Origin of the sequence: Sphingomonas citricola (assembly GCF_019429535.1) — a bacterium.
Classification (GTDB): Bacteria; Pseudomonadota; Alphaproteobacteria; order Sphingomonadales; family Sphingomonadaceae; genus Sphingomonas; species Sphingomonas citricola.
In genome coordinates this window covers 319,879-341,053 of record NZ_JAHXZM010000001.1, presented here as the reverse complement: position 1 = coordinate 341,053, position 21,175 = coordinate 319,879, and the positions used below count along the sequence as shown (strand labels likewise).

At 69.1% G+C, this 21,175-nt stretch carries 21 protein-coding genes; 7 read left to right on the top strand and 14 right to left on the bottom strand.

From position 1 onward, the window contains the following. Positions 1-30 precede the first annotated feature (30 nt). From KZ810_RS01620 to KZ810_RS01600, 5 genes are all read left to right on the top strand, one after another. On the top strand, positions 31-1,128 hold the full coding sequence (locus tag KZ810_RS01620) for an MBL fold metallo-hydrolase (RefSeq protein ID WP_219767253.1): 1,098 nt from the start codon (positions 31-33) through the stop codon (positions 1,126-1,128). An 18-nt stretch (positions 1,129-1,146) separates the two neighbouring features. Then, on the top strand, positions 1,147-1,926 hold the full coding sequence (locus KZ810_RS01615; protein WP_308461463.1) for a 3'-5' exonuclease: 780 nt from the start codon (positions 1,147-1,149) through the stop codon (positions 1,924-1,926). A gap of 114 nt (positions 1,927-2,040) precedes the next feature. Further along, a complete protein-coding gene (locus KZ810_RS01610; protein WP_219767252.1) occupies positions 2,041-3,555 on the top strand; it encodes a sensor histidine kinase in 1,515 nt (504 codons plus the stop codon). After that, positions 3,552-4,007, top strand: a complete 456-nt coding sequence (locus KZ810_RS01605; protein WP_219767251.1) for a response regulator — start codon at positions 3,552-3,554, stop codon at positions 4,005-4,007. The genes KZ810_RS01610 and KZ810_RS01605 overlap by 4 nt, the downstream gene beginning before the upstream one ends. Positions 4,008-4,013: 6 nt before the next feature. After that, positions 4,014-5,039, top strand: coding sequence for a sensor histidine kinase (locus KZ810_RS01600; RefSeq protein WP_219767250.1), 1,026 nt, complete (start codon positions 4,014-4,016; stop codon positions 5,037-5,039). A 32-nt stretch (positions 5,040-5,071) separates the two neighbouring features. On the opposite strand, the gene KZ810_RS01595 is transcribed toward KZ810_RS01600, so the two are convergent. From KZ810_RS01595 to KZ810_RS01560, 8 genes are all read right to left on the bottom strand, one after another. After that, on the bottom strand, positions 5,072-6,442 hold the full coding sequence (locus KZ810_RS01595) for a cytochrome P450 (protein WP_219767249.1): 1,371 nt from the start codon (positions 6,440-6,442) through the stop codon (positions 5,072-5,074). Positions 6,443-6,533: 91 nt separating this feature from the next. Beyond that, positions 6,534-6,929, bottom strand: a complete 396-nt coding sequence (locus tag KZ810_RS01590; protein ID WP_219767248.1) for a cytochrome c-type biogenesis protein — start codon at positions 6,927-6,929, stop codon at positions 6,534-6,536. Beyond that, complete coding sequence (locus tag KZ810_RS01585; protein ID WP_219767247.1) at positions 6,926-7,462, bottom strand: DsbE family thiol:disulfide interchange protein; 537 nt, start codon at positions 7,460-7,462, stop codon at positions 6,926-6,928. The genes KZ810_RS01590 and KZ810_RS01585 overlap by 4 nt, the downstream gene beginning before the upstream one ends. Then, complete coding sequence (locus tag KZ810_RS01580) at positions 7,459-9,393, bottom strand: heme lyase CcmF/NrfE family subunit (protein WP_219767246.1); 1,935 nt, start codon at positions 9,391-9,393, stop codon at positions 7,459-7,461. The genes KZ810_RS01585 and KZ810_RS01580 overlap by 4 nt, the downstream gene beginning before the upstream one ends. Positions 9,394-9,492: 99 nt before the next feature. After that, positions 9,493-10,167: a DUF2490 domain-containing protein gene (locus KZ810_RS01575; protein WP_258044276.1), complete on the bottom strand. Its 675-nt coding sequence runs from the start codon at positions 10,165-10,167 to the stop codon at positions 9,493-9,495. A gap of 105 nt (positions 10,168-10,272) precedes the next feature. Beyond that, positions 10,273-11,559 carry a glycoside hydrolase family 130 protein gene (locus KZ810_RS01570; protein WP_219767699.1) on the bottom strand — a complete coding sequence of 429 codons (1,287 nt, stop codon included), beginning with the start codon at positions 11,557-11,559 and terminating at the stop codon, positions 10,273-10,275. A gap of 301 nt (positions 11,560-11,860) precedes the next feature. Continuing rightward, entirely contained in the window at positions 11,861-13,144 is a 1,284-nt protein-coding gene (locus KZ810_RS01565; protein ID WP_219767698.1) for an amidohydrolase family protein, read from the bottom strand. A gap of 68 nt (positions 13,145-13,212) precedes the next feature. Continuing rightward, a complete protein-coding gene (locus KZ810_RS01560; RefSeq protein ID WP_219767697.1) occupies positions 13,213-14,613 on the bottom strand; it encodes an amidohydrolase in 1,401 nt (466 codons plus the stop codon). A gap of 309 nt (positions 14,614-14,922) precedes the next feature. Between KZ810_RS01560 and KZ810_RS01555 the strand changes: the two genes are divergently transcribed. After that, positions 14,923-15,438: a Ros/MucR family transcriptional regulator gene (locus KZ810_RS01555; RefSeq protein ID WP_308461462.1), complete on the top strand. Its 516-nt coding sequence runs from the start codon at positions 14,923-14,925 to the stop codon at positions 15,436-15,438. A 58-nt stretch (positions 15,439-15,496) separates the two neighbouring features. Then, entirely contained in the window at positions 15,497-16,285 is a 789-nt protein-coding gene (locus KZ810_RS01550) for an oxygenase MpaB family protein (RefSeq protein ID WP_308461461.1), read from the top strand. A gap of 79 nt (positions 16,286-16,364) precedes the next feature. Here KZ810_RS01550 and pal read toward each other — a convergent pair whose 3' ends face one another. The 6 genes from pal to KZ810_RS01520 form a co-directional block, all read right to left on the bottom strand. After that, positions 16,365-16,892 (bottom strand): peptidoglycan-associated lipoprotein Pal, encoded by a 528-nt coding sequence (gene pal, locus KZ810_RS01545; protein ID WP_219767243.1) that lies wholly within the window; start codon positions 16,890-16,892, stop codon positions 16,365-16,367. Positions 16,893-16,976: 84 nt separating this feature from the next. Then, positions 16,977-18,404, bottom strand: a complete 1,428-nt coding sequence (tolB, locus tag KZ810_RS01540; protein WP_308461460.1) for a Tol-Pal system beta propeller repeat protein TolB — start codon at positions 18,402-18,404, stop codon at positions 16,977-16,979. After that, positions 18,401-19,510, bottom strand: coding sequence for a cell envelope integrity protein TolA (gene tolA / locus KZ810_RS01535; protein WP_219767242.1), 1,110 nt, complete (start codon positions 19,508-19,510; stop codon positions 18,401-18,403). The genes tolB and tolA overlap by 4 nt, the downstream gene beginning before the upstream one ends. Then, on the bottom strand, positions 19,510-19,941 hold the full coding sequence (gene tolR / locus KZ810_RS01530) for a protein TolR (protein ID WP_219767241.1): 432 nt from the start codon (positions 19,939-19,941) through the stop codon (positions 19,510-19,512). Before tolR ends, tolA begins: the two co-directional genes overlap by 1 nt. A gap of 9 nt (positions 19,942-19,950) precedes the next feature. Next, on the bottom strand, positions 19,951-20,643 hold the full coding sequence (gene tolQ, locus KZ810_RS01525; protein ID WP_174191931.1) for a protein TolQ: 693 nt from the start codon (positions 20,641-20,643) through the stop codon (positions 19,951-19,953). Continuing rightward, positions 20,640-21,119 (bottom strand): YbgC/FadM family acyl-CoA thioesterase, encoded by a 480-nt coding sequence (locus KZ810_RS01520; protein WP_373369125.1) that lies wholly within the window; start codon positions 21,117-21,119, stop codon positions 20,640-20,642. The genes tolQ and KZ810_RS01520 overlap by 4 nt, the downstream gene beginning before the upstream one ends. Positions 21,120-21,175: the final 56 nt, after the last annotated feature.

Below are 21,175 nucleotides of genomic sequence, written 5' to 3'. Positions count from 1 at the left end.
GCCCCGCCCGCGCCCGCTAGCGTCGGCGGCATGGCGACACATCACCAGCGCGGACTGATCGGCGACGAGGGATTGATCCCGACCAGCGCGGCGGGCCTGACCTATCCCTTCGGTGACCGCGCGCCGCGCGCCGGCGAACTGGTGACCATCGCACCCGGCATCCGCTGGTGGCGGGTGCCGATGTCGGGCCCGCTCAAACACGTCAACGGACTGATCCTCGACGACCACGACGCCGCTGGCCCCGCGCTGCTCGCGATCGACACCGGCACCGCCAGCCCGCGCACGACCGAGGCGTGGCGCACGATCCTCGACGGGCAACTCGCGGGCGAACGGATCGCGCGGATCCTCTGCACCCACATGCACCCCGATCACCTGGGGCTCGCGGGCTGGCTGTCGCGCCGCTTCGACGATGCCCCGATCCTGATGACGCGCACCGAATGGCTGACCGCGCGGATGCTGTCGTCGGACGCGCGTGAGACGGTGCCCGACGAACAGGTCGCGTTCTGGCGCGGCGCGGGCTGGGACGACGCGCAGATCGCCGAGGCGAGCAAGGGCGGGTTCGCGCGCTTCGCCAAGATGATCGCGCGCCTGCCGCTCGGCTACACCCGCATCCAGGACGGCGAGGTGCTGCGCATCGGCGACGCCGAATGGCACGTCGTGGTCGGCAGCGGCCACTCGCCCGAGCACGCCTGCCTCGTCGATTACGACCGCCGCATCCTGATCGCGGGCGATCAGGTGCTGCCGCGGATCAGCTCCAACATCTCGCTCCACGCGGGTGAGCCCTGCGCCGATCCGCTCGGCGACTGGCTGTCCTCGATCGCGCGGTTCCGGCAACTGCCCGACGACCTGCTCGTCCTGCCCGGCCACGGCGACCCGTTCCACGGCCTGCACGCGCGGCTCGACGCGCTGGAGCGGGAACATCGCGACCGGCTCGACGCGCTGGTCGCGTTCATGACCGAGCCGCGCCGCGCGGTCGATTGCTTCGGCCAGCTGTTCCGCCGCCCGATCGGACCCGACGTGATCGGCATGGCGACCGGAGAGGCGCTCGCGCACCTGCGCCATCTCGAGGTCACCGGCCGCGCGACGCGCACCGTGCGCGCGGCCGTATGGTGGTATTCGCGCGCCTGAGCGCCCATTTACCTATCCGTGTCCAGCTTCACCACTCGCCCCCGCCCGCAGCCGCAGATCGTCCGCGTCATCGATCTGGAAACCACCGGCTCCGCACCGCCCGCGCACGCGGTGTGCGAGGTCGGCTGGCAGGACGTGGCACTGGGCGAGGACGGCCGCTGGGAATTGTACGGCGAGGGTGGCAACATCCTCGTCAATCCCGGTCGCCCGATGCCCCCGGTGACGCAGGCGATCCACCATATCCGCGACGAGGATGTCGCCGACGCCCCCTATTGGCACGACGTCGCGCGTCAGGTGCTCGACCCCTACCCCCGCCGCGTCGCACTCGCCGCGCACCGCGCCGCGTTCGAGGAGCAGTTCTGCACCCCCGCCTTCACGCGCAGCGCCGACTGGATCTGCACGTGGAAATGCGCGCTGCGGCTCTGGCCCGACAGCCCGTCCTTCTCCAACCAGGTGCTGCGTTACTGGCGCAAGCCTTACGGGCTGGAGCACGAACGCGGCCTGCCCGCGCACCGCGCCTTTCCCGACGCCTATGTCACCGCGCATCACGTGCGTGACCAGTTGAACGAGGCGAGCGTCGCGCAACTGGTCGAATGGTCGAACGAGCCAGGCCTGCTGCCGCGCGTCCGCTACGGCCCCGACCGCGGCAAGGAATGGCGCGAGATCGAGGAAGAAAGCCTCGTCAAGTTCATGACCGACCGCGATCCCGACATCCGCTTCACCGCCGAGACCGAGATGGCGCGGCGTCGCGGCGGCGGCCATGTCGGGCGCGCCACCGCGCAGGAACTGCTGCTGTAACCCTCGCGCGTAACTGCTTGATGTAACTATCGGGCTGGCTCCGCGCTTCACGTTGGCGTGTCGGCGACCATTCCGCTTGTGAAAGGTCCGCTTCGCAGTCTAACGCGCGTGGCGATGGCCCGCTCGTCCACCCTGTTCGTGTCGCCTACCGAAAGCCCGATCGGCAAGCGGCTCACCGCGCTGATGTCGATCGGCTTCCTCGCGCTCGTTGCCGCGGGGATCGCGGCGGCGTGGATGACGCAGCGCAATCAGGGCCACGCGCGCTGGGTCGAGCATACCTACCGGGTCGAGAATGCGATCATCGACCTGCGCCGCCTGATCGAGGAGGGCGAGACGACGCGCCGCGGCTATCTGCTGGCGCCCGACGTGCCGCTCTTGCGGACGATCCACCTGAACGCGGCACGCGCCCTCCCAGGGCAGCTCGCCGCGCTGAGCGCACTCGTCGCCGACAACGCGCTGCAACGTCGCAACGTCGCCGCATTGAACCGGCAGCTCGCCCCGATCGCGCAGGCGCGCGCACGCTCGATCGCGCTCATCGATGCCGGACAGGTCGAGCAGGCGCGCGCATTGTTCCACGACGAAACCGCGTCGCGCCCGATGGTCGGCGTCCGCCGCACGATGGAGCGCATGGTCGCGATCGAACGGACGCTGCTCGACCAACGCGACCGCGATCTGAAAAAGGCGGTCAACGCCTTCTACATCATGCTCGCGCTGACGGGCGTGCTGCTCCTCGTCGTCGCCGCGGTCTCGCTCGCGGCCGTGCTGACCTACACCCGCGACCTCACGCGATCGCGTGACACGCTCAACGACCTGAACGCCAACCTCGAGGCGATCGTCGCCGATCGCACCGCCGATCTGACGCGCGCGAACGAGGAGATCCAGCGGTTCGCCTATATCGTCAGCCACGATCTGCGCTCCCCGCTCGTCAACGTGATGGGGTTCACCGCCGAGCTCGAGGCATCGACCCAGTCGCTCACCGCGCTGATCGACCGCGCCGAGGCGGAGGCGCCCCAGCTCGTCGGCGAGGAGGCGCGGCTCGCGGTGCGCGAGGATTTGCCCGAGGCGATCAGCTTCATCCGCACCTCGACGCAGAAGATGGACCGGTTGATCAACGCGATCCTGATGCTGTCGCGTCAGGGGCGCCGCGTGCTCTCCCCCGAGCCGATCGACATGGTCGCGCTGTTCGAGAATATCCGCGACGCGATGACCCACCGGTTGACCGAGGCCGATACCGAACTGGTGATCGAGCAACCGATGCCCGACCTCGTCAGCGACCGGTTCTCGATCGACCAGATTCTCTCCAATCTCGTCGACAATGCGGTCAAGTATCTGAAACCCGGCGTGCCCGGCCGCATCGTCGTGCGCGGGCGCCGGCTCGGCGCGCGCGCGATCATCGAGGTCGCCGACAACGGCCGCGGCATCGATCCGCGCGACCACGCGCGCGTGTTCGACCTGTTCCGCCGTTCGGGCACCCAGGATCGCCCCGGCGAAGGCATCGGGCTTGCCACCGTCCGCGCACTCGTGTTTCGTCTCGGCGGACATATCGAGGTTTCTTCGACACTTGGCGAAGGGGCCACCTTCCGCCTAACGCTTCCGCTCTCGCTCGAACCGCAGGACCGATCCGAATGAACGCCCCCAATCCTCAATCCGTCAACATCGTGATGATCGAGGACGACGAGGGCCACGCGCGCCTGATCGAGAAGAACATCCGCCGCGCCGGCATCCTGAACGAGATCCGCCACTTCACTGACGGCACGACCGCGCTCGATTACCTCTTCAACGCCGAGGACGGCCCGCAGCGCAACGGCCCCGCACTCGTCCTGCTCGACCTGAACCTTCCCGACATGAGCGGCACCGACATCCTGTCGCGGATCAAGGGCAGCGACGGGCCGGTCCGCCGCACCCCCGTCGTCGTGCTGACCACCACCGATGACAAGGTCGAGATCCAGCGCTGCTACGATCTGGGCGCCAACGTCTACATCACCAAACCCGTCAATTACGAAAGTTTTGCGCAGGCGATCCGCCAGCTCGGGCTGTTCCTGTCGGTGATCCAGGTGCCCAACATCGACGACGGGCGCTGATCGCGCGTGAGCCTGCGCCGCGTCCTCTACATCGACGATGACGCCGGCATCCGCCGGCTGGTGTCGCGCGCGCTCGAACGCCGCGGCTACGCGGTGACGACGGCGGACGGCGGCGAGGCGGGGATCGCCGCGGCGGCGAGCGAACGGTTCGATCTCGTCGCGGTCGACCATTACATGCCCGGGATCGATGGGCTGGAAACGCTCGCGCGGCTGCGCGCGCTGCCCGACGCGCCCGCGATCGTCTACGTCACCGGGTCGGAGGAGAGCCGCGTCGCGATCGCCGCGTTGCGCGCGGGCGCCGCCGACTATGTCGTGAAGACGCCGGGCGAGGATTTCTTCGACCTGCTCGACGCGAGCTTCGCGCAGGTGATCGAACGCCGCGCGCTCGAACAGCAGACGCTGCGTGCCGAGGAGGATCTGCGCGCCAGCAACGCGCGGCTCGAGGCTCTGCTCGCCGAGGTCAACCACCGCGTCGCCAACTCGCTCCAGCTCGTCTCGGCGATGGTGCGGCTGCAATCGAGCGCGTTGACCGATCCTGCCGCGCGCGCCGCGCTTGAGGATACGCAGCGCCGCATCACCGCGATCGCGCAGGTCCACCGCCGCCTCTACACCGGCGACGCGGTGGAGAGCGTCGACATGCACGAATATCTGACCGCGCTGATCGACGAGCTCACCGCGACCTGGTCGACGCCCGCGACTCCGCGCGCGCTGAAGCTCGCGGCCGAGCCGGTGCGGCTGCCGACCGACCGCGCGGTGTCGTTGGGCGTGATCGTCACCGAACTGGTCAGCAACGCGTGCAAATACGCCTATCCGCATGGGCCGGGCGAGGTTCGCGTTGCGCTGACCCGCGACGGCGACACGCGCTTCCGCCTGTCGGTCGAGGATGACGGCGTCGGCATCGGCGATGCGGTGCCCAAGGGGACGGGCGTCGGCACCAAGCTGATCCGCGCGATGGCGCAGAGCCTCGACACGATCGTCGAATACGATTCGACCCACCGCGGCACCCGCGCGATTCTCGCCGGCGCGTTGTAACGCGCGCGGCGGATCGTCCGCGCGCGGCCCGCTCAGGCCGCGCGTGCCTGCCGCTCGGGCGTGAATGCCACCTCCAGCCGCCGCAGTGCGTGGACGAAATTGTTGGGCGCGATGTCGATCCCGCCCGACCAGTGGATGTCGGGGAACCGCGCGAAAATCTGCCGGTACGCTTCCTCCAGTTGCACCTGCGCGGTCATCCGCCCGATGCACAGGTGCGGGCCGTAACCGAATGCGATGTTCCGCTCCGCGTTCGCGCGCGCGATGTCGAAACGGTCGGGGTCGGGGAACATCGCGGGATCGCGGTTCGCCGCGCCATAATACATGATCACCTTCTCGCCCGCGGCGATCATCTGCCCGCCCAGCTCGACGTCGCGGGTCGCGGTGCGCCGCATGTAGATCACCGGTGACACCAGCCGCGTTATCTCGTGCACCGCGTTGGTCAGCAGGCTGCCGTCCGCCTGCAACCGCGCATTCTGCTCGGGATGTTCGGTGAACAGCTTCATCGCGCCCGACAGCGTGTTGCGCGTCGTGTCGTTGCCCGCGAACACGATCAACAGCCACGCGCCGTCGAGATACTCGCCCGGCAGCCGCTCGCCCTCGACCTCGGCGTTGGCGATCGCGCTCATCAGATCGTCCTGCGGATCGGCGCGGCGCTTCGCCAGCATGTCGCGGCCGTACTCGAACATCTCGCCGACGTTCTTGTTGAACAGCTCGATGAACGCCGCGATCTGCGGGCTCGGCTCGGACATTCCGGCGAGCTGTTCGATCTGCTCGGCCGCGACCTGCTGCGCGAGCTCGAGGAAATGGATCCAGCCGACGAAGCGCTCGCGGTCCTCCGCGGGCACGCCCAGCATCTCGCACAACGTGAAGATCGGCAGCCGCTGCGCGAACTTCTCGACGAAATCGCACTTGCCGAGCGGCGCCATCGCGTCGAGCAACCGCGTCACCTCGGCCCTGACGCGCGCGCGCAGGCCCTTCATATAGGCCGCGGTGAAATAAGGCATATGCTCCTTGCGAAGCTGCCGGTGCGGTCGCCCGTCGAGGTTGATCATCGAGTTGGTCGAGGCCGAGAACAGCAACGGGTGCCGCGTCTCCTCCGGCCCCAGCCCCATCAGGATGCCGCCCGCCTCCGATGAAAAGGTGTCGGGATCGCCGTTGACGCGCTTCACGTCCTCGTATCCGGTCACCGCCCAGAACCCGACGCCCGCCGCCGCGCCGCCGGTGCGCGGTCCCTCGTGCCACATCACCGGCGCCTGTTCGCGCATCGCGGCGTAATCGGCCCACGGCTGCCCGCTGGTGAAGGCGCGGATGTCGGTTAACCGCACGCCGGGCAGGGTCGGATAGACCTGCGGAAAGTTCGGGCCCGGTCGCCCCTCAACGATATGGTCGCTGACCAGATGCATGCGGCTCTCCTCCTCGCCCGGCAGGCCTGCCGCCTACCGTAACTTTTGTTGTGGCGAGACTAAGCGCGATCGTCGCGCGCGCAAGAGCTTTTCAGCGGCGGCGGAACGAGATGCGCGCGATCAGCACGCCCACCCCCAGCAGCACGATCGGCGCGAGCCACAACGGCCATGTCGTGCCCCCGACCGGCGGATCGAACGTCACGTAATCGCCGTAGCGCGCGATCAGCCACTGGCGCACCTGCTCGGGCCGCTCGCCGCCCGCGATCCGCTGCCGTACCAATGCGCGCATGTCGCCCGCCATGTCGGCGTCCGAATCGGCGATCGACTGCCCCTGACAGACGAGACAGCGCAGCGTTTCCATCAGCGCGCGCGCCTCGGCCTCCTGCGCCGGATTGCGAAGCTGCGTGTAGGCGAGCGCGGCGGGAGGACGCTGCGCCGCGACCGGTGCCGCAACGAGCGCGAGCGCCACGAGGACGCGCCGCGTCACTCCCCCCGCTCCGCCTCGGCCAGCGCCTGTTGCAGCTTGGCGACATCCTCCGCGCGGATGTCACCGACGTGCTGCATCCGGATCACGCCCTGCCCGTCGACGACGAACGTCTCAGGCACACCCGACGAGCCGAGTGCCAGTTGCAGCCGGCTGGTGGCATCGTCGCCGATCCGCGCGTACGGATCACCGTTGCGGCGCAGGAACGCGGTGATTGCGGGCCCGGTATCGCGGATCGCGACCGCGTCGATCGCGACCCCCGCCGCCTTCAGCGTCAGCAATTGCGGCGCCTCGGCGATGCAGGGGATGCACCAGCTCGCGAACACGTTGAGCAGCCGCGGCTTACCCTGGCGGAAATCCCTGTCCGACAGCCCCGGCTTGCCCGCGACCGCGGGCGGCAGGTTGAACGCGGGCAGCGGCTTGCCGGCCATCGCCGAATAGACCGTGCGGTCGGCGGGGAGGTACAGCCCCCACATCACCACCACGACGATGATGCCGAACGCGCACAGCGGCAACCAGACGAGCCAGCGCTTCACGCCCACCATTCCTGCTCGGCGCGGCGTCGGCGCCGCTGCCACCCGCGCCGCTGATGCCCGACGATCGACAAGGCGCCGCCTGCCGCGATCATCGCGCCGCCCAGCCAGATCAGCGTCACGAACGGCTTCCACCACAATCGCAACTGCCAGCGCCCGTCGTCACCCAATGCGCCCAGCACCGTATAGAGCTGCCCGCCCGCCAGCGTCGCGATCGCGCTCTCGTTGGTGGTCGTCACTGGCGTGGTGAAATACCGCACCTGCGGGGCAAGCACGAACGGCGCGTCGTCGCCCTCGCGCACCGACAGCTTTGCCTCCAGCGCGGTCCAATTGTCGCCGATCACCGGGCGCACCCCGTCCAGCGTTACCGTGAACCCCGCCACCTGCACCGGGTCACCGACGTAGACCGCCGCCAGCCGCTCGGTCGTGAACGCGCTCGACGCCGCCATTCCTGCGAGGCTCACCGCCACGCCCAGATGCGCGATCACCATCCCCCACAGCGTCAGCGGCGCGCGGCGCAGGTTGCGCTTCGCGAGCGGGGCGACGCTCGCCACCGCCAGCCCGCCAGCCAGCGCGATACCTGCGGTCGGCAGCACGCCGATCCACCCGCCGAGCACGAAGACGCCGACGCCCGCGAACAGTGCCGCCGCGATCGGCCATTGCAGCCGCTCGATCACCGCCGCGGCCTCGTCGCGCCGCCACCGCATCAAGGGCCCCGCCGCCATCACCGCGACCAGAATGAGCGCGAGCGGCCCGACCGTCTTGTCGAAGAACGGCGCGCCGACCGACAATTGCACGCCCCACGCGCCCGCGACGATCGGGTAGAAGGTGCCGATCAGCACGACCCCCAGGATCACCGACAGCAGCAGGTTGTTGACGACCAGCGATGCCTCGCGGCTCAACGGATCGAACAATTTCCCCTGCCTGACCGTCCCGACGCGCGCGCCGAACAGCGCCAGCGCGCCGCCGATGTAGATCACCAGCAACGCAAGGATGAAGCTGCCGCGCGTCGGGTCGACCGCGAAGGCGTGGACGCTCGTCAGAATGCCCGATCGCACCAGGAACGTGCCGATCATGCTCATCGAGAAGGCGACCACCGCCAGCATGATCGTCCAGGCGCGCAAACCGTCGCGCGTCGCCAGCACGCTGACCGAGTGAAGCAGCGCGGTCGCCGCCAGCCACGGCATCAGGCTCGCATTCTCGGTCGGGTCCCAGAACCACCAACCGCCCCAGCCGAGCTCGTAATAGGCCCAGTACGACCCCGCAGTGATCCCCAGCGTCAGGAAAACCCACGCGCCCAGCACCCACGGCCGCATCGCGCGCGCGAACACCGGCCCGACGTCGCGCGTGACGAGCGCGCCGACCGCGAACGAGAAGGCAACCGACAATCCGACATAACCGGCGTAGAGCGTCGGCGGGTGGAACGCGAGCCCCGGGTCCTGCAGCAGCGGGTTCAGCCCCGCGCCGTCGCGCGGTGCCGGATCGGCGCGCGCGAACGGATTGGAGGCGATCAGCAGGAACGCGTAGAACCCCAGCGCGATCGCCGCCTGCGCGCCCAGCGTCGCGATCAGGGTCCGCTCGGGCAGCCGCCGCTCGAACTGCGCGACCGCCGCACCCGCCAGCCCCAGGATCGTCACCCACAGCAGCATCGAGCCCTCGTGATTGCCCCACGCGCCCGCGAACTTATACAGCCACGGCTTCGCCGAATGGCTGTTCGCCGCGACCAGCGCGACCGACATGTCGGAGCCGAGGAAGCACGCGATCAGCGCCGCCATCGCGACCGCGACCAGCGCGCCCTGCACGATCGCGACGGGCCGCATCGCCGCCGCGACATCTGCGCGCACGCGCCTGAGCGCGATCACCGACAGCGCGATCTGCAACACCGCCAGCGTCGCGGCGAACCAGAGCGCGGCCAGGCCGAATTCGGCAGTCATGCGGGAAAAAGGGGCTGTAACACGTCGCGCCCGCCTTAGCGCCGCCGCCGCGCCAGAGCCAGTACGAGGATGCCCGCCACGCGCGGCTCCAATCGGCGATCAATCGTGGAGCAGCGTCACGCCCAGCTTGTCGAGGTTGACGGTCACCTGCAGCGTGACCGCATGGTCCATCTGCGGCCGCTCGCCATCCCTCGCGAAACGGTACTGGTTCAGATAACCGATGTCCGTGCTCACCGCCTTGCCGATCGGCACGGTGAAGCCTGCGATGTTGCGCATCCGCTCATAGCCCGCGCGCTGGCCCCACACGGTCGAATTGGGCAGGAAGAAGCTTTCGTGGCTCGCGAACAGCGACAGGCCCTGCCGCCCGACGGGCACGTTGTACCGCAGCAGCGGGCGAATGCGGAAACCGATCTCGCGCCCGCCCGGATGGAACCGCTCGTCGAGCCGCAGCCGCCCCGCCCATCGCCCACGCGCGATGACGATCTGCTGGCGCAGGCGATCCTCGTCGGCGCCGGTGTTGCCGTTGAAGAACCCGACCCGGCGATAGCCCCCGCCCAGCTCGATCCCCTTCGCGATCTGGACACCGACGAGGACGCCGTATTCGGTCGTGTAGATCCCGCCCTGCCGGTCGCTCGTCCGCGCGATCTGCTCGCCCGTCACGCGCACGCCCGTCGCGACCGGCAGCACGACGTTGAGCTGTTCCCACGCCTGAAAATCTTCCTGCTGCGCGGTCGCCGGCAACGCGGCGAAAACGGCACTTGCCAGCGCAGCCATGCCCATCGCGGAAGGAATCGGTCGCATCGGAGCGCGCGCCTGCGCGCGCCGACGGCAAAGATCAAGCAACAATGTGCGGGGCGATGCAGCCGCCCCGTGCCAACGTCAGGCCGGCTCCATCACCGCCAGGATATCGTCGACTTCGCCCACCGCAATCGCGCTATATTCGTCGCCGATTGCGTAGGGCAGCAGCACCCGCCGCCCGTGGAGCAGCCCGCCGCAGCTGTAGGTGACGTTGGGGACGTAACCGCCGCGCTGCTCGGCGCTCGGGAACAAGAGCGGCGACGGGGTGCGCTTCAGCACCTTCGATGGGTCGTCCTTGTCGAGCAGGCACGCGCCGACGCAGTAACCGCGCACCATGCCGACGCCGTGCGTGAAGACGAGCCAGCCCTCGTCGAGCTCGATCGGGGAGCCGCAATTGCCGAGCTGGACGAACTCCCACGGATATTTGGGCGTCATGATGATCTCGCCCGTTTCCCACACGTCCATGTCGTCGGACCGCAGCAGCCAGATGTTCTCGCTGTCCTGCCGCCCGAGCATCACGAACTTGCCGTCGATCCGCCGCGGGAACAGCGCCATCCCCTTGTAACCCGTCATCCGCCCCTGGAGCGCGCGCATCTCGACCGTGCGCAGGTCGACGCCGCGCAGCATCTCCTGCCGCGCGTCCTTGCCGTCGAACGCGGTATAGGTGCCCAGAATGCTGCGCGTCCCGTCGTCGTCGGTGAAATTGACCAGCCGCAGATCCTCGATCCCCTGCCGCTGGCTCGGCAGCACGGGGAAGATTACCGTTTCCGACACGTCTTGGCTGTCCTCGCAGATCAGCCGGACCCAGCCGTCGTCGTGCGGCTCGACCTGCGGGGGCACGCCGTTGCTGCTCGGCGGGTCGAGCGTCACGCGGTCGGCACCGTCCCATTCGCCGGTGCGGAACGTGACCGAGGAGATATGCCCTTCGCCGATCCCGCGCAGCGACATCAGGAAGCGGATCGATCCGGCGGTCACGCCGCCCTGGTCGGGCAAGGCGACTACGCTGGGGTTGAACAATGCGGCGGATTCGAACGCATATTCTTGGCTGAAATACGCGCCGACGAGCAGCCGGTCGGTTTCATCGGTGCACGGATCGCCGATCTCGTCGCGCATCGCGTCGTAGCGGCGCAGGAACGTCTCGGTCACGCCGCGATGCCGCTCGCACATCGGCCCCATCAAGAGCGCGCGCATCCGCTCGCGCATCTCGGGCGACAGCGCCAGCAGCCGCTCGACCGCCGCCTTGACGCGCGGCGTGCGCCCGTCGGCGAACGCCTCGGGATAGCCGAACGAGAACGGGCGGACGACGGTGCGCGACGGGTCGGGGTGAAGCTCGAGCTCGAGCTTGCGAAACACATCCGCCGCCTTCATCGCCTTGGGGTGCAGCGCGGGCGCCTGGATCGGCTGCTCCGCGCGCAATTCGGCTTCGACGTGCGGCGGCACCGTCGCATCGGGTGCGGCGATCGAAGGCTCGTGGCGCTGTTCAAGGGTCCGCGACATGGAATTCTCCCGCGCACGCGGGGTTCTCGAACCGCGTCCACGCGCATCCAAACGGCGCCCGCCGCGATCCGCTCCCACGCGCCGCACGAAGAATGCGGCGCGACATTATTTGATGCAGATAAGTAACCTGGCCGAGCGACGCCCGCGCCGCCCGGCCGTGTCACCCCTTGGCTCAACGCCGCTCGTACGCCTTGGGCAGCGCGCCCTCGGTCGGGGTCAGGTACCGGTCGCGCAGCTCGGTCTGGCGCGATCGCATCGGTTGCGGCTTGCCGTCGATCCAGATCGCGACCGGCTTCGACGACAATTCCAGCGGATCGCCGTCCCACATCACCACGTCGCCGCGGCGGCCGGCGCGAAGCGAACCGATCTCGCCGTCCATCCCCAGCGCCGCCGCCGGTCCGCTGGTGATGCTGGCGAGCGCGTGACCCCAGTCGAGCCCGGTTGCACCCGGCACGCGCGTGATCGCGACCAGATTGCCCGCGAACTGCTTCACGACATGCTCGCCCGGCGCGTCATTGTAGCCGAGCGTGGACAGCGCCACCGTCACCCCCGCCGCCGACATCCGTCCGACGTTCGATTCGGTCGCCGCGACCTGCTCGAATGAGGCGGGCAGGTCGGCGAGCGCCTGCGCGATGACGGGCACGCGCGCCGCCGCGATCTCGCGCGCGACCAGCCAGCCCTCGGCGACCCCGACCAGCACCAGCTTCACCTGCGGGTAATCGCGCTTCAACGACAGCACCGCGCGGATATCGCTCGCGCGCTCGACGTGGACCAGCAGCGGCACGCGTCCGTCGAGCACCTGCACCAGCGCCTGCGCGTCGCCGCGCTTGATCAGCGCGTCGCGCCCGCGCCCGTCGAACGCGGCGGGGTTGCGGCGATAATCCTGCGCCTGCGCGAAGGCGTCGCGAAGCGCGGCATAAGCGGCGGGGCGGCTGCCCCCCGCCTGCTGTGCGCCTTCCTCGCCCAGTTCGACATATTGGAACGCGCGCGGGCGGATCACCGCGTCGGCGTCGCCGCCCAGCCCGATCACCGCGCCCTGCCCTGCGAAGATCGAGCCCGCGGTACGCGGCGAGACGATCGCGCGCGTCACCCCGCCCAGCCGCTCGTTCGCGATCAGCACGCTCGACGGGTTGATCGCGGGCGCGATGTCGATCGCGGCGTTGAACGGCGATTGCCGCGCGGTCACGTCGTTGCTTTCCTCGACCCCCGCGGCATCTTCCAGCCCCAGGTTCGAGAAGCCCGCCACGAAACCGGGCGCGACCCATTTGCCCGTCGCGTCGATCACCTGCGCACCCGCGGGCACCGCGACCCCGCGCCCGGCGGCGACGACCCGGCCGTTCTGCACCACGACGGTACCGCCTGGAATCGGCGCCGAGCCGTCACCGATCGCGACGGTACCACCGGTGATCGCGACGGTTTGCGCCGACGCGTGCCAGCCGATGAAGGCCCCGGCCATTGCACAGGCGATGCCGACCGTGGTGAGGAAGCGCGAACGGCGCGGTGCGATGTGGATGGCGGCGCGCTTCACTTGACGTCTCCCGAACCCGGCTGGCCAAGCTCGAAGTCGCTCACCGGCCGCAATCGCGGATTGTCCGCGTCGTACAGCATCGCGCCGTCGATCCACACCTTCTCGGGCCGGGTATAGACGCTGAACGGATTGCCGTTCCACAGCACCACGTCGGCCATCTTGCCGGCAACGAGGCTGCCCGTCTTGTCGGCGATGTGGAGCGACTTGGCGGGGTTGAGCGACAGCCACTTCCACGCCGCCGCGTCGCTGATCTCGATGCCTGCGTGGCGCGCGGAGGCGAGCACCTTGGCGACTTCCTGGTTCAACCGCTGGATGCCGTTCTCGTCGTCGGAATGGATCATCCCGCACGCGCCCGACTTTTCCAGGATCGCGAGGTTCTCGCCGATCCCGTCGTAGCTTTCCATCTTGAACCCGTACCAGTCGGCCCAGACCGCGGCGCAGGTGTTGTTGGCTTTCAACAGATCGGCGATCTTGTACGCCTCGACCGCGTGGTGGAACGCCTCGACATGGTAGCCGAACTCCTTGGCCATATCGAGCACGTTGGCCATCTCGTCGGCGCGGTAGCAGTGGTTCTGCACCAGGATCTCGCCCGACAGCACGCCGCGCAGCGTATCCATCGCGATGTCGCGGTCAGGCATGTCGCCGCCGTCGGCGTCATACTTGTCCCACTTGCGCTTGTACGCCGCCGCCCGCGCCCAGGTCGCGCGATCGACCGCGATGTTGCCCATCCGCGTCGACGGCTCGCGCCCCTTCGATCCATACACGCGCTTCGGGTTCTCGCCGCACGCCATCTTCAGGCCATAGGGAGCGCCGGGGAACTTCATCCCCTGCGCCGTGCGCGCGTAGACGTTCTTCAGCACCACGCTGCGCCCGCCGAACAGATTGGCGGAGCCGGGCAGGATCTGCAGCGTCGTCACCCCGCCGTTCGCCAGCGCGCGGCTGAACCCCGGATCCTGCGGCCAGACGCTATGTTCGGCCCAGACGTCGGCGGTGACGGGCGCGGTCGCCTCGTTCCCGTCCGACAGCGCGCGGATCTGCGGGCTCGGATAATCGCCCAGGTGGCTGTGGATGTCGACGATCCCGGGCGTCACGAACTTGCCGGTGCCGTCGATCGTCGTCACCCCCGCGGGCGCCGACACGCTCTGCCCGACCGCGACGATCTTGCCGTTGGCGAACAGCACCTGCCCGCGCTCGATCCGATTGCCCTCGCCGTCGAACACCGTGACGTTGGTCAACAGCGTCGGGACACCGGGATAGGCATGATAGGTTGAGGGGAACGGATCGCGCGAATAGGGCTTCGCCGGCGCCTTCCGGGCCGCCGCGTCGTTCGACGCGCTTCGCGGCCGCGCGCTTCCTTGCGTGCACGCCGGCAGCATCAATGCGACGCCCGCCAGCATCCCCAGCGCCCGTCCGGCGCGCCCCGTATTCATTCCCTGCCCCCGTTATCGTTGTGGCAGCGATCCTGACGCCCGCTTTCCGGCCGCGCAAGCGCAAATCGGCGCATATATCGCGCAAATCCGTGCACGATGAACGACTTGGACAAGCCACAGAACTGCCGCTCGTCTTTCTCACGTCTTGCCGTCGCGGAGATTAGCGAAGATTAATCGTTTTACTGCGGCACACTTATGTTGATTTTTACAACCGGATATATTGACGCTGATCGATCCAGTGTTATCTGTGCCGATGAACACAAGGAGCCAGGCGAAGTGAACGACGACGTGACGACCAACAACACGGTAGAGCTTGCAACGGAGCTGACCATCGCCTGGCTTTCCAATCCCAACACCCGCGCCGCCAGTGAAGACGTCCCCGCCTTCCTGCAGCAGATGCATCAGGCCGTGAGCAATCTGACCGGCACCGGCGCGCCCGAAAGCACCGAGGAGCCGCAGGCCGAATATACGCCCGCGGTGTCGGTGCGTAAGTCCTTGGCGTCCAAGGATCACATCATCTCGCTGATCGACGGCAAGCCGTACAAGACCTTGCGCCGCCACCTTGCGGGTCAGGGCCTGACCCCGGACGAGTATCGTCAGCGCTACGGCCTGAAGGCGGACTATCCGATGGTCGCCGAGAATTACTCGGAAGCGCGCCGCGACATGGCGAAGAAGATCGGCCTGGGCCGCAAGGCGGGCGAGAAGCGGACCGCAGCCGAGCCGACCGGTGACGCCGAGGCCGCACCGGCCACGCGCCGCGGCCGCAAGCCCGCCGCCGCGACCGAGGCCTGAACCCTCGCCCCGTTTCCTCTCGCCCCTGATCGACGTTCGCGCCGCACTCGCCACCCGGGTGCGCGCGCTGGTCGGCTCGGGCGAGGTCGACCTGACGCGCCCGCCGGGGGATGACGGGCTGTTCGGCCCCGCGTCCGCCGCGTGGCGCGTCCACGGCGATTTCTCCGCCATGATGATCGGCGGCATCTCGGCGCTGTTGCTGCAGATGCTCCACCCGCTGGCGCTGGCAGGCGTGTGGGATCATTCGGGGTTTCGCGACGACCGCCACGGCCGGTTGAAACGCACCGCGCGCTTCATCGCCGCGACGACCTTCGGCTCGACCGCGACTGCCGAGGCGTCGATCGCGCAGGTCCGCCGCATCCACGATCGCATCGCCGGCACGCTGCCCGACGGCACGCCCTACACCGCCAACGACCCCGCACTGCTCACCTGGGTCCACGTCGCCGAAACCGACAGCTTCCTGCGCGCCTATCTGCGCTACCGCGACGCCGGCATGAGTGCCGCCGACCAAGAACGTTACGTCGCCGAAACCGCGACGATCGCCGAAGCGCTGGGTGCTACCGACGTGCCGCATACCCGCGCCGCGATCGACGCTTATTTCATCCGGGTCCGCCCCGAACTGCGCGCCGATCACCGCACGCGCGAGGTAGCGGCGGCGCTGCTCGCGCCCGGCGAGGACAAGGCGACCACTTCGGCGATGAACCTCGCGGTCGCCGCCGCGATCGATCTCCTGCCGCCCTGGGCGCAGGCGCTGCACGGCCGCAGCCTGCCCGCGCTCGCGCGCCCCGCCGTCCGCATGAGCGCGAACGGCATGGGGGGCGTGCTGCGCTGGGCATTGAAGGGCTGACCGCCCCCTGCCGTCGCTACCCGCCGTCGCCACCGTCACCCCGGACTCGGTCCGGGATGACGGACGCGGTGTCAGATGATCAGTTGACCACCACGGTAACCGCGCGGCGGTTCTGCGCGTAGCTCGCCTCGTCCGAACCGAGCGCGACCGGGCGTTCCTTGCCGTAGCTGATGACGCTGATCCGCGCCGACGAGATACCGCGCGCGGCGAGATAGTTCTTCGCCGCATTGGCGCGACGATCGCCCAGCGCGAGATTGTATTCGCGCGTACCGCGCTCGTCGGCGTGACCCTCGATCGTAACGCGTACGTTCGGATAGCGCGTCAGCCACTGCACCTGCGTGTCGAGCACCGCGCGCGCCTCGCTGTCGATGTCATATTGGTCGAGCCCGAACAGCACCGTGTCGCTCGTCACCGACCGCTTGAAATCGGCCGACGATCCCGGCGTCACTGCGCCTGCGCCACCGTTCAACCCGCCGTTCGGGTCCTGATACGCGGGCGGCGGTGCCTCACCCGCCGCGGGGGGCAGCACCGCGGGGCGCTTCTTCGAACAGGCGGTGCTCGCGGCGAGCGCGCCTACCAAGAGGATCGTCGTCGTCAGTCGTGCCATCATGTTTCTCCCGTGATGATCCCCTGGATGCCAAAATAGGCAGATGCCCCCAAGGTAACGCGCGGTACCGATTGAACAAAGCGCTTACGGCTGGAGCGGTCCCCACGCCGGATCGGACCCGTCGAGCGGGGTGGGGATGCGGCGCGCATTGACCCCCGTCAGATCGACCGACCACAGATCCGCCTTGCCGCCGCTGCCGCGCCCGGTGCGGAAAAAGGTGATGACGCGGCCGTTCGGCGACCAGCTCGGCCCTTCGTCCTGATTGCCGTCGGTCAGCAGCTTCTCACCCGATCCGTTGGGGCCCATCACGCCGATGCGGAACGCGCCCGATAGTTTGGTGAACGCGATCAGGTCGCCGCGCGGGCTCCACACCGGCGTCGCATAGCGCCCGCCGCCGAAGCTGATCCGCTGCTGGTTCGACCCGTCGGCGTTCATCACGTAAATCTGCTGCCCGCCCGACCGGTCGCTCTCGAACACGATCCTGGAGCCGTCGGGCGAGTAACTGCCGCCGGTGTCAATCCCGGGCGAGTTGGTCAGCTTCTGCGGGGTGCCGCCGCCCGCGCTCGACACGCGGTAGATGTCGGTGTTGCCGCCCTCCGCGCGAGAGAACAGGATCCAGCGGCCATCGGGCGAGAAACGCGGCGCGAACGTCGTCGCCGCATTCTGCACCACCAGCCGCTGCTTGCCCGTGCCGATGTCGTAGACGTAGATCGCCGGGTTCTTGCCGACGTAGCTCATGTAAACGATCGACTGCTGGTTTGGCGCGAAGCGCGGCGTCAGCACGATCGACGATCCCGCGGTCAGGAAGCGGTGGTTCGCGCCGTCCTGATCCATGATCGCCAGCCGCTTGACGCGGTTGCCCTTCGGCCCCGTCTCGGAGACGTAGACGACGCGGCTGTCGAAATACGGCCCCTCGCCCGTCAGTCTCGCGTAGATCGCGTCGGCGCATTTGTGCGCCGCGCGCCGCCACTGCGACGGCGGCACGACGAAGCCCTGCCGCACCAGCTCGGCGCGCGCGGTGACGTCGTACAGGTAACAGCCGACCGTCAGCGACCCGTCGCTATTGGCGCGGATATAGCCCTGCACCAGCGCCTGCGCGCCCGTCCCGCCCCAGTAATCGTACGCGGGCGCGGTCACCTCGGGGAACATCACCGTGCGCAACTGCGCGGGCGGGATCGGCGTGAACAACCCCGATCCGCGCAGGTCGTTGGCGATGATGTCGGACAATTGCCGCCCGAGCGCGTCGGTCGAACCCGCAGGCGTGCTCGTGACCGCGGGCGTCGGCATCGCGGGGATCGCGATCGGCATCGGTGCGGAAATGCCGCCCGTCACGTCGACTTCGAGCGGCGGCGGCGTCTGCCCCGGCCCTGCCTGCGCGGGTGCGGCGGCTTGCGCGGGCTGCGCCCCAGCGGGCGCCTGCGCCGGCGGGGTGAGCGTCACCGCGGGGACGTCCTGCGCCAGAGCAGGCCCGGCGAGCATCGACACGCCGATGAGAAGTGCGCTGATCTTCACCGCAATTTCCAATTGTAGTTGATGTTGCTCCACCCCCCGTTGGCGGTGGCGTAATATTCGGCCGGCAGTTTGAGCGGCGAACATCCCTTGAACGCCGCGATCCCCAGATCGACGACGCGGCGTGCGTAACGCTGATTGTCGTCGTCGACGCCGCGCTGGCGCACGACCGTGGGCGTCGCCGACAGCGTACCGTCGCGGTTGAGGCGCAAGTTCAGCGTCGTCACGATCTGGTTCGCGCCGGGGCCGGGATCGACCTGGCGATCGGCGCACGGCTGGATCTGCCGCGCGATCGCCTGCTGGATCGCGGCGAGCGCGGCGCCGTCGACGCGCGCGGCCGAGGGCGCGGCATCGCTGCTCTTCGCCTTGCTCGGCTCCGCCGACAGCCCCTTCAGGAAATCGGCACCTAGCCGCCCGCCGCGTGGCCGATCCGCCTTCGCCGTCTCGGTCGCGCCGCTGCCCTGCTTCGCCGCCGGCTTGGCGGCGGGTTTGCCCGACGACTTCGCATTGCTGCTCGACGTGCTCGGCTTGGTCGCGCTCGACTTGCCGCTGCCCGCCTGCGCGGCGGACTTCTGCGCCGGCTTGGCCGCGGGCTTCGCCGGAGCAGGCTTCGCCACCGGCTTGGCCGGGGCCTTCTGCTCGGCCTCGCGCACCGCGGGCTTGGGCTTCGGCTGCGGCTTGGGCGCGGGGACCGGCTTCGGTTTGGGCTGCGGCGCAGGCTTCGGCGGCGCGGGTTTCGGCGCCGGCTTGGCGGGCGCAGGCTTCGGCTCCGGGCGCGGCTCGGGTTTGGGCTCGGGCTTCGGCGCCGGTTTGGGCGGTGGTGCCGGCGCGGGGGCGGGAGCAGGTGCCGGCGCGGGCTCCGGCTCGGCGGCGGGCGGCGCCGCGTCCTCGGGCTCGCCTTCCTCGGGCGACACACGCTCGGACGGCGCCTCGCTGCTCGCAGGCGCCGCCGCCTCCAGCGCGACCTCGGGCACCAGGCTCACCTCGACCGGCGTCTGCTTCAACTTGACCGGATTGGGCGTGTCGAGAAAGCCGAGCGACATCGCGCCGAACAGCAGGACGTGTCCTGCGACGGCGACGCCAAGACCGACCTTCTCGGTGCGGTCCATCAATCCTCCCCGACCGTCACCAGCGCGACGCGGTTCAAGCCAGCGCGGTTCAGCTCACCCATCACGCGCATGACCTGCCCGTAATCGAGCTTGCGGTCGGCGCGCAGGTACACCTGCGGCGGCTCGGACCCGCGCGCCGCCGCCGCGATCGCATCAAGCCGCGCCGACAGCGTGTCGAACGACATCTCCTCCTTGGCGATGAAGATGCGGCCCGCGGCGTCGAGCGAGATTTCGGTCGGTTGCTTTTCCTGGTCGAGCGGCTTCGCCCGGCTGTCGGGCAGGTTCACCGGCACGCCCGCGGTCAACAGCGGCGCGGTCACCATGAAGATGATCAGCAGCACCAGCATCACGTCGACCAACGGGGTCACGTTGATGTCCGCCATCGGCGCGCGCCGCCCGCGGCTCCGCCCGGAAGGAAGATGCATTGCCATCGCGCTGCCTCAGCGCTCGCGGTCTAGCTGGCGCGACAGGGTCGCGTGGAACCCGTCGGCGAAGCGGTTCAGCCGCGCCTCGATCCGGTTGATGCCGTGGCTGAACCGGTTGTACGCGATCACCGCCGGGATCGCGGCGAACAGTCCGATCGCCGTCGCGAACAACGCCTCGGCGATGCCCGGTGCCACCACCGCCAGGCTGGTGTTCTGCTGGCTCGCGATCGAGGTGAAGCTGCGCATGATGCCCCACACCGTGCCGAACAGCCCGACGAAGGGCGCCACCGACCCGACCGTCGCCAGCACGTTCAGCCGGTCGGACAGTTCGTCGATCTCCTTCGCGACCGCCGCGCCCATCGTCGTCGCCAGCCGGTCGCGCGTGCCCTCGCGGTCGATCACCTGCCCCTGCGTCGATCGCCGCCACTCCGCGACACCCGCCGCCAGCACGCGCGCCGACGGCAGGTCGGCATTGCCCTTCGACTTGTAGAAGGCGTCGATATCCTCCGCCTTCCAGAAATCGCGCTCGAACGTCTCGGTCGCCTTGCGCGTCCGCCCGACCTTCAGCCAGAACATGACAATGATCGCCCAGGTCCAGATGCTGGCGAGCAGCAGCCCCAGCATCACGCCCTTCACCACCCAGTCGGCCTGAAGGAACAAGGCGATCGGCGACAGCGTCGCCGCGTCGGTGTTCACGATCGGGTTCAAGTGACAGGCTCCCCAGTATCAAGGTCGTTGAATGGCAACAGCGCGCGGTACAGGTCGAGCCACGCCGCCGGTTGCCGCCGCGGTCGCCCGTCGGGTCCGACCAGCGCCGCGGTGACGACGCCGCGCGTCAACAAGAGCGCGTCGCGCCTGACTGTCTGATGAATGACGACGCGTGCGGGCGTCACTGCCTCGACGGTGGACTGCACCACCAACGCGTCGTCGAGCCGCGCCGGCGCGGCGTAGCGGATCTGCAGGTCGTGGATCGCGTAGGCGCCGCCGTCGCCCTCGAAATGCGCGCGCTGGTCGATCCCGGCGACGCGCAGCATGTCTGACCGCGCGCGCTCCATGTAACGCAGGTAATTGGCGTGGTAGACGACGCCCGACAGGTCGGTGTCCTCGAAATACACGCGCAGCGGGAACAGGTGCACCCTGCCCTCGAAGCCTCCACTCGCGGGCATTGGTCCGCCACTCGACATGCGGCGGGCTTTAACCAAGACCGGCGCGCAACGGAACCCCGCGCGCGTCGGCCGAG

Excerpts from the sequence above, each read along its gene's own strand:
- KZ810_RS01610 (WP_219767252.1), top strand. The coding sequence starts at position 2,041 with ATGGCCCGCTCGTCCACCCTGTTCGTGTCGCCTACCGAAAGCCCGATC.
- KZ810_RS01595 (WP_219767249.1), bottom strand. The coding sequence starts at position 6,442 with ATGCATCTGGTCAGCGACCATATCGTTGAGGGGCGACCGGGCCCGAAC.
- tolA (WP_219767242.1), bottom strand. The coding sequence starts at position 19,510 with ATGGACCGCACCGAGAAGGTCGGTCTTGGCGTCGCCGTCGCAGGACAC.
- KZ810_RS01575 (WP_258044276.1), bottom strand. The coding sequence starts at position 10,167 with ATGGCTGCGCTGGCAAGTGCCGTTTTCGCCGCGTTGCCGGCGACCGCG.
- KZ810_RS01520 (WP_373369125.1), bottom strand. The coding sequence starts at position 21,119 with ATGTCGAGTGGCGGACCAATGCCCGCGAGTGGAGGCTTCGAGGGCAGG.
- KZ810_RS01570 (WP_219767699.1), bottom strand. The coding sequence starts at position 11,559 with ATGAAGGCGGCGGATGTGTTTCGCAAGCTCGAGCTCGAGCTTCACCCC.
- tolR (WP_219767241.1), bottom strand. The coding sequence starts at position 19,941 with ATGGCAATGCATCTTCCTTCCGGGCGGAGCCGCGGGCGGCGCGCGCCG.
- KZ810_RS01605 (WP_219767251.1), top strand. The coding sequence starts at position 3,552 with ATGAACGCCCCCAATCCTCAATCCGTCAACATCGTGATGATCGAGGAC.
- KZ810_RS01560 (WP_219767697.1), bottom strand. The coding sequence starts at position 14,613 with ATGCTGGCGGGCGTCGCATTGATGCTGCCGGCGTGCACGCAAGGAAGC.
- KZ810_RS01565 (WP_219767698.1), bottom strand. The coding sequence starts at position 13,144 with ATGGCCGGGGCCTTCATCGGCTGGCACGCGTCGGCGCAAACCGTCGCG.
- pal (WP_219767243.1), bottom strand. The coding sequence starts at position 16,892 with ATGGCACGACTGACGACGACGATCCTCTTGGTAGGCGCGCTCGCCGCG.
- KZ810_RS01620 (WP_219767253.1), top strand. The coding sequence starts at position 31 with ATGGCGACACATCACCAGCGCGGACTGATCGGCGACGAGGGATTGATC.
- KZ810_RS01580 (WP_219767246.1), bottom strand. The coding sequence starts at position 9,393 with ATGACTGCCGAATTCGGCCTGGCCGCGCTCTGGTTCGCCGCGACGCTG.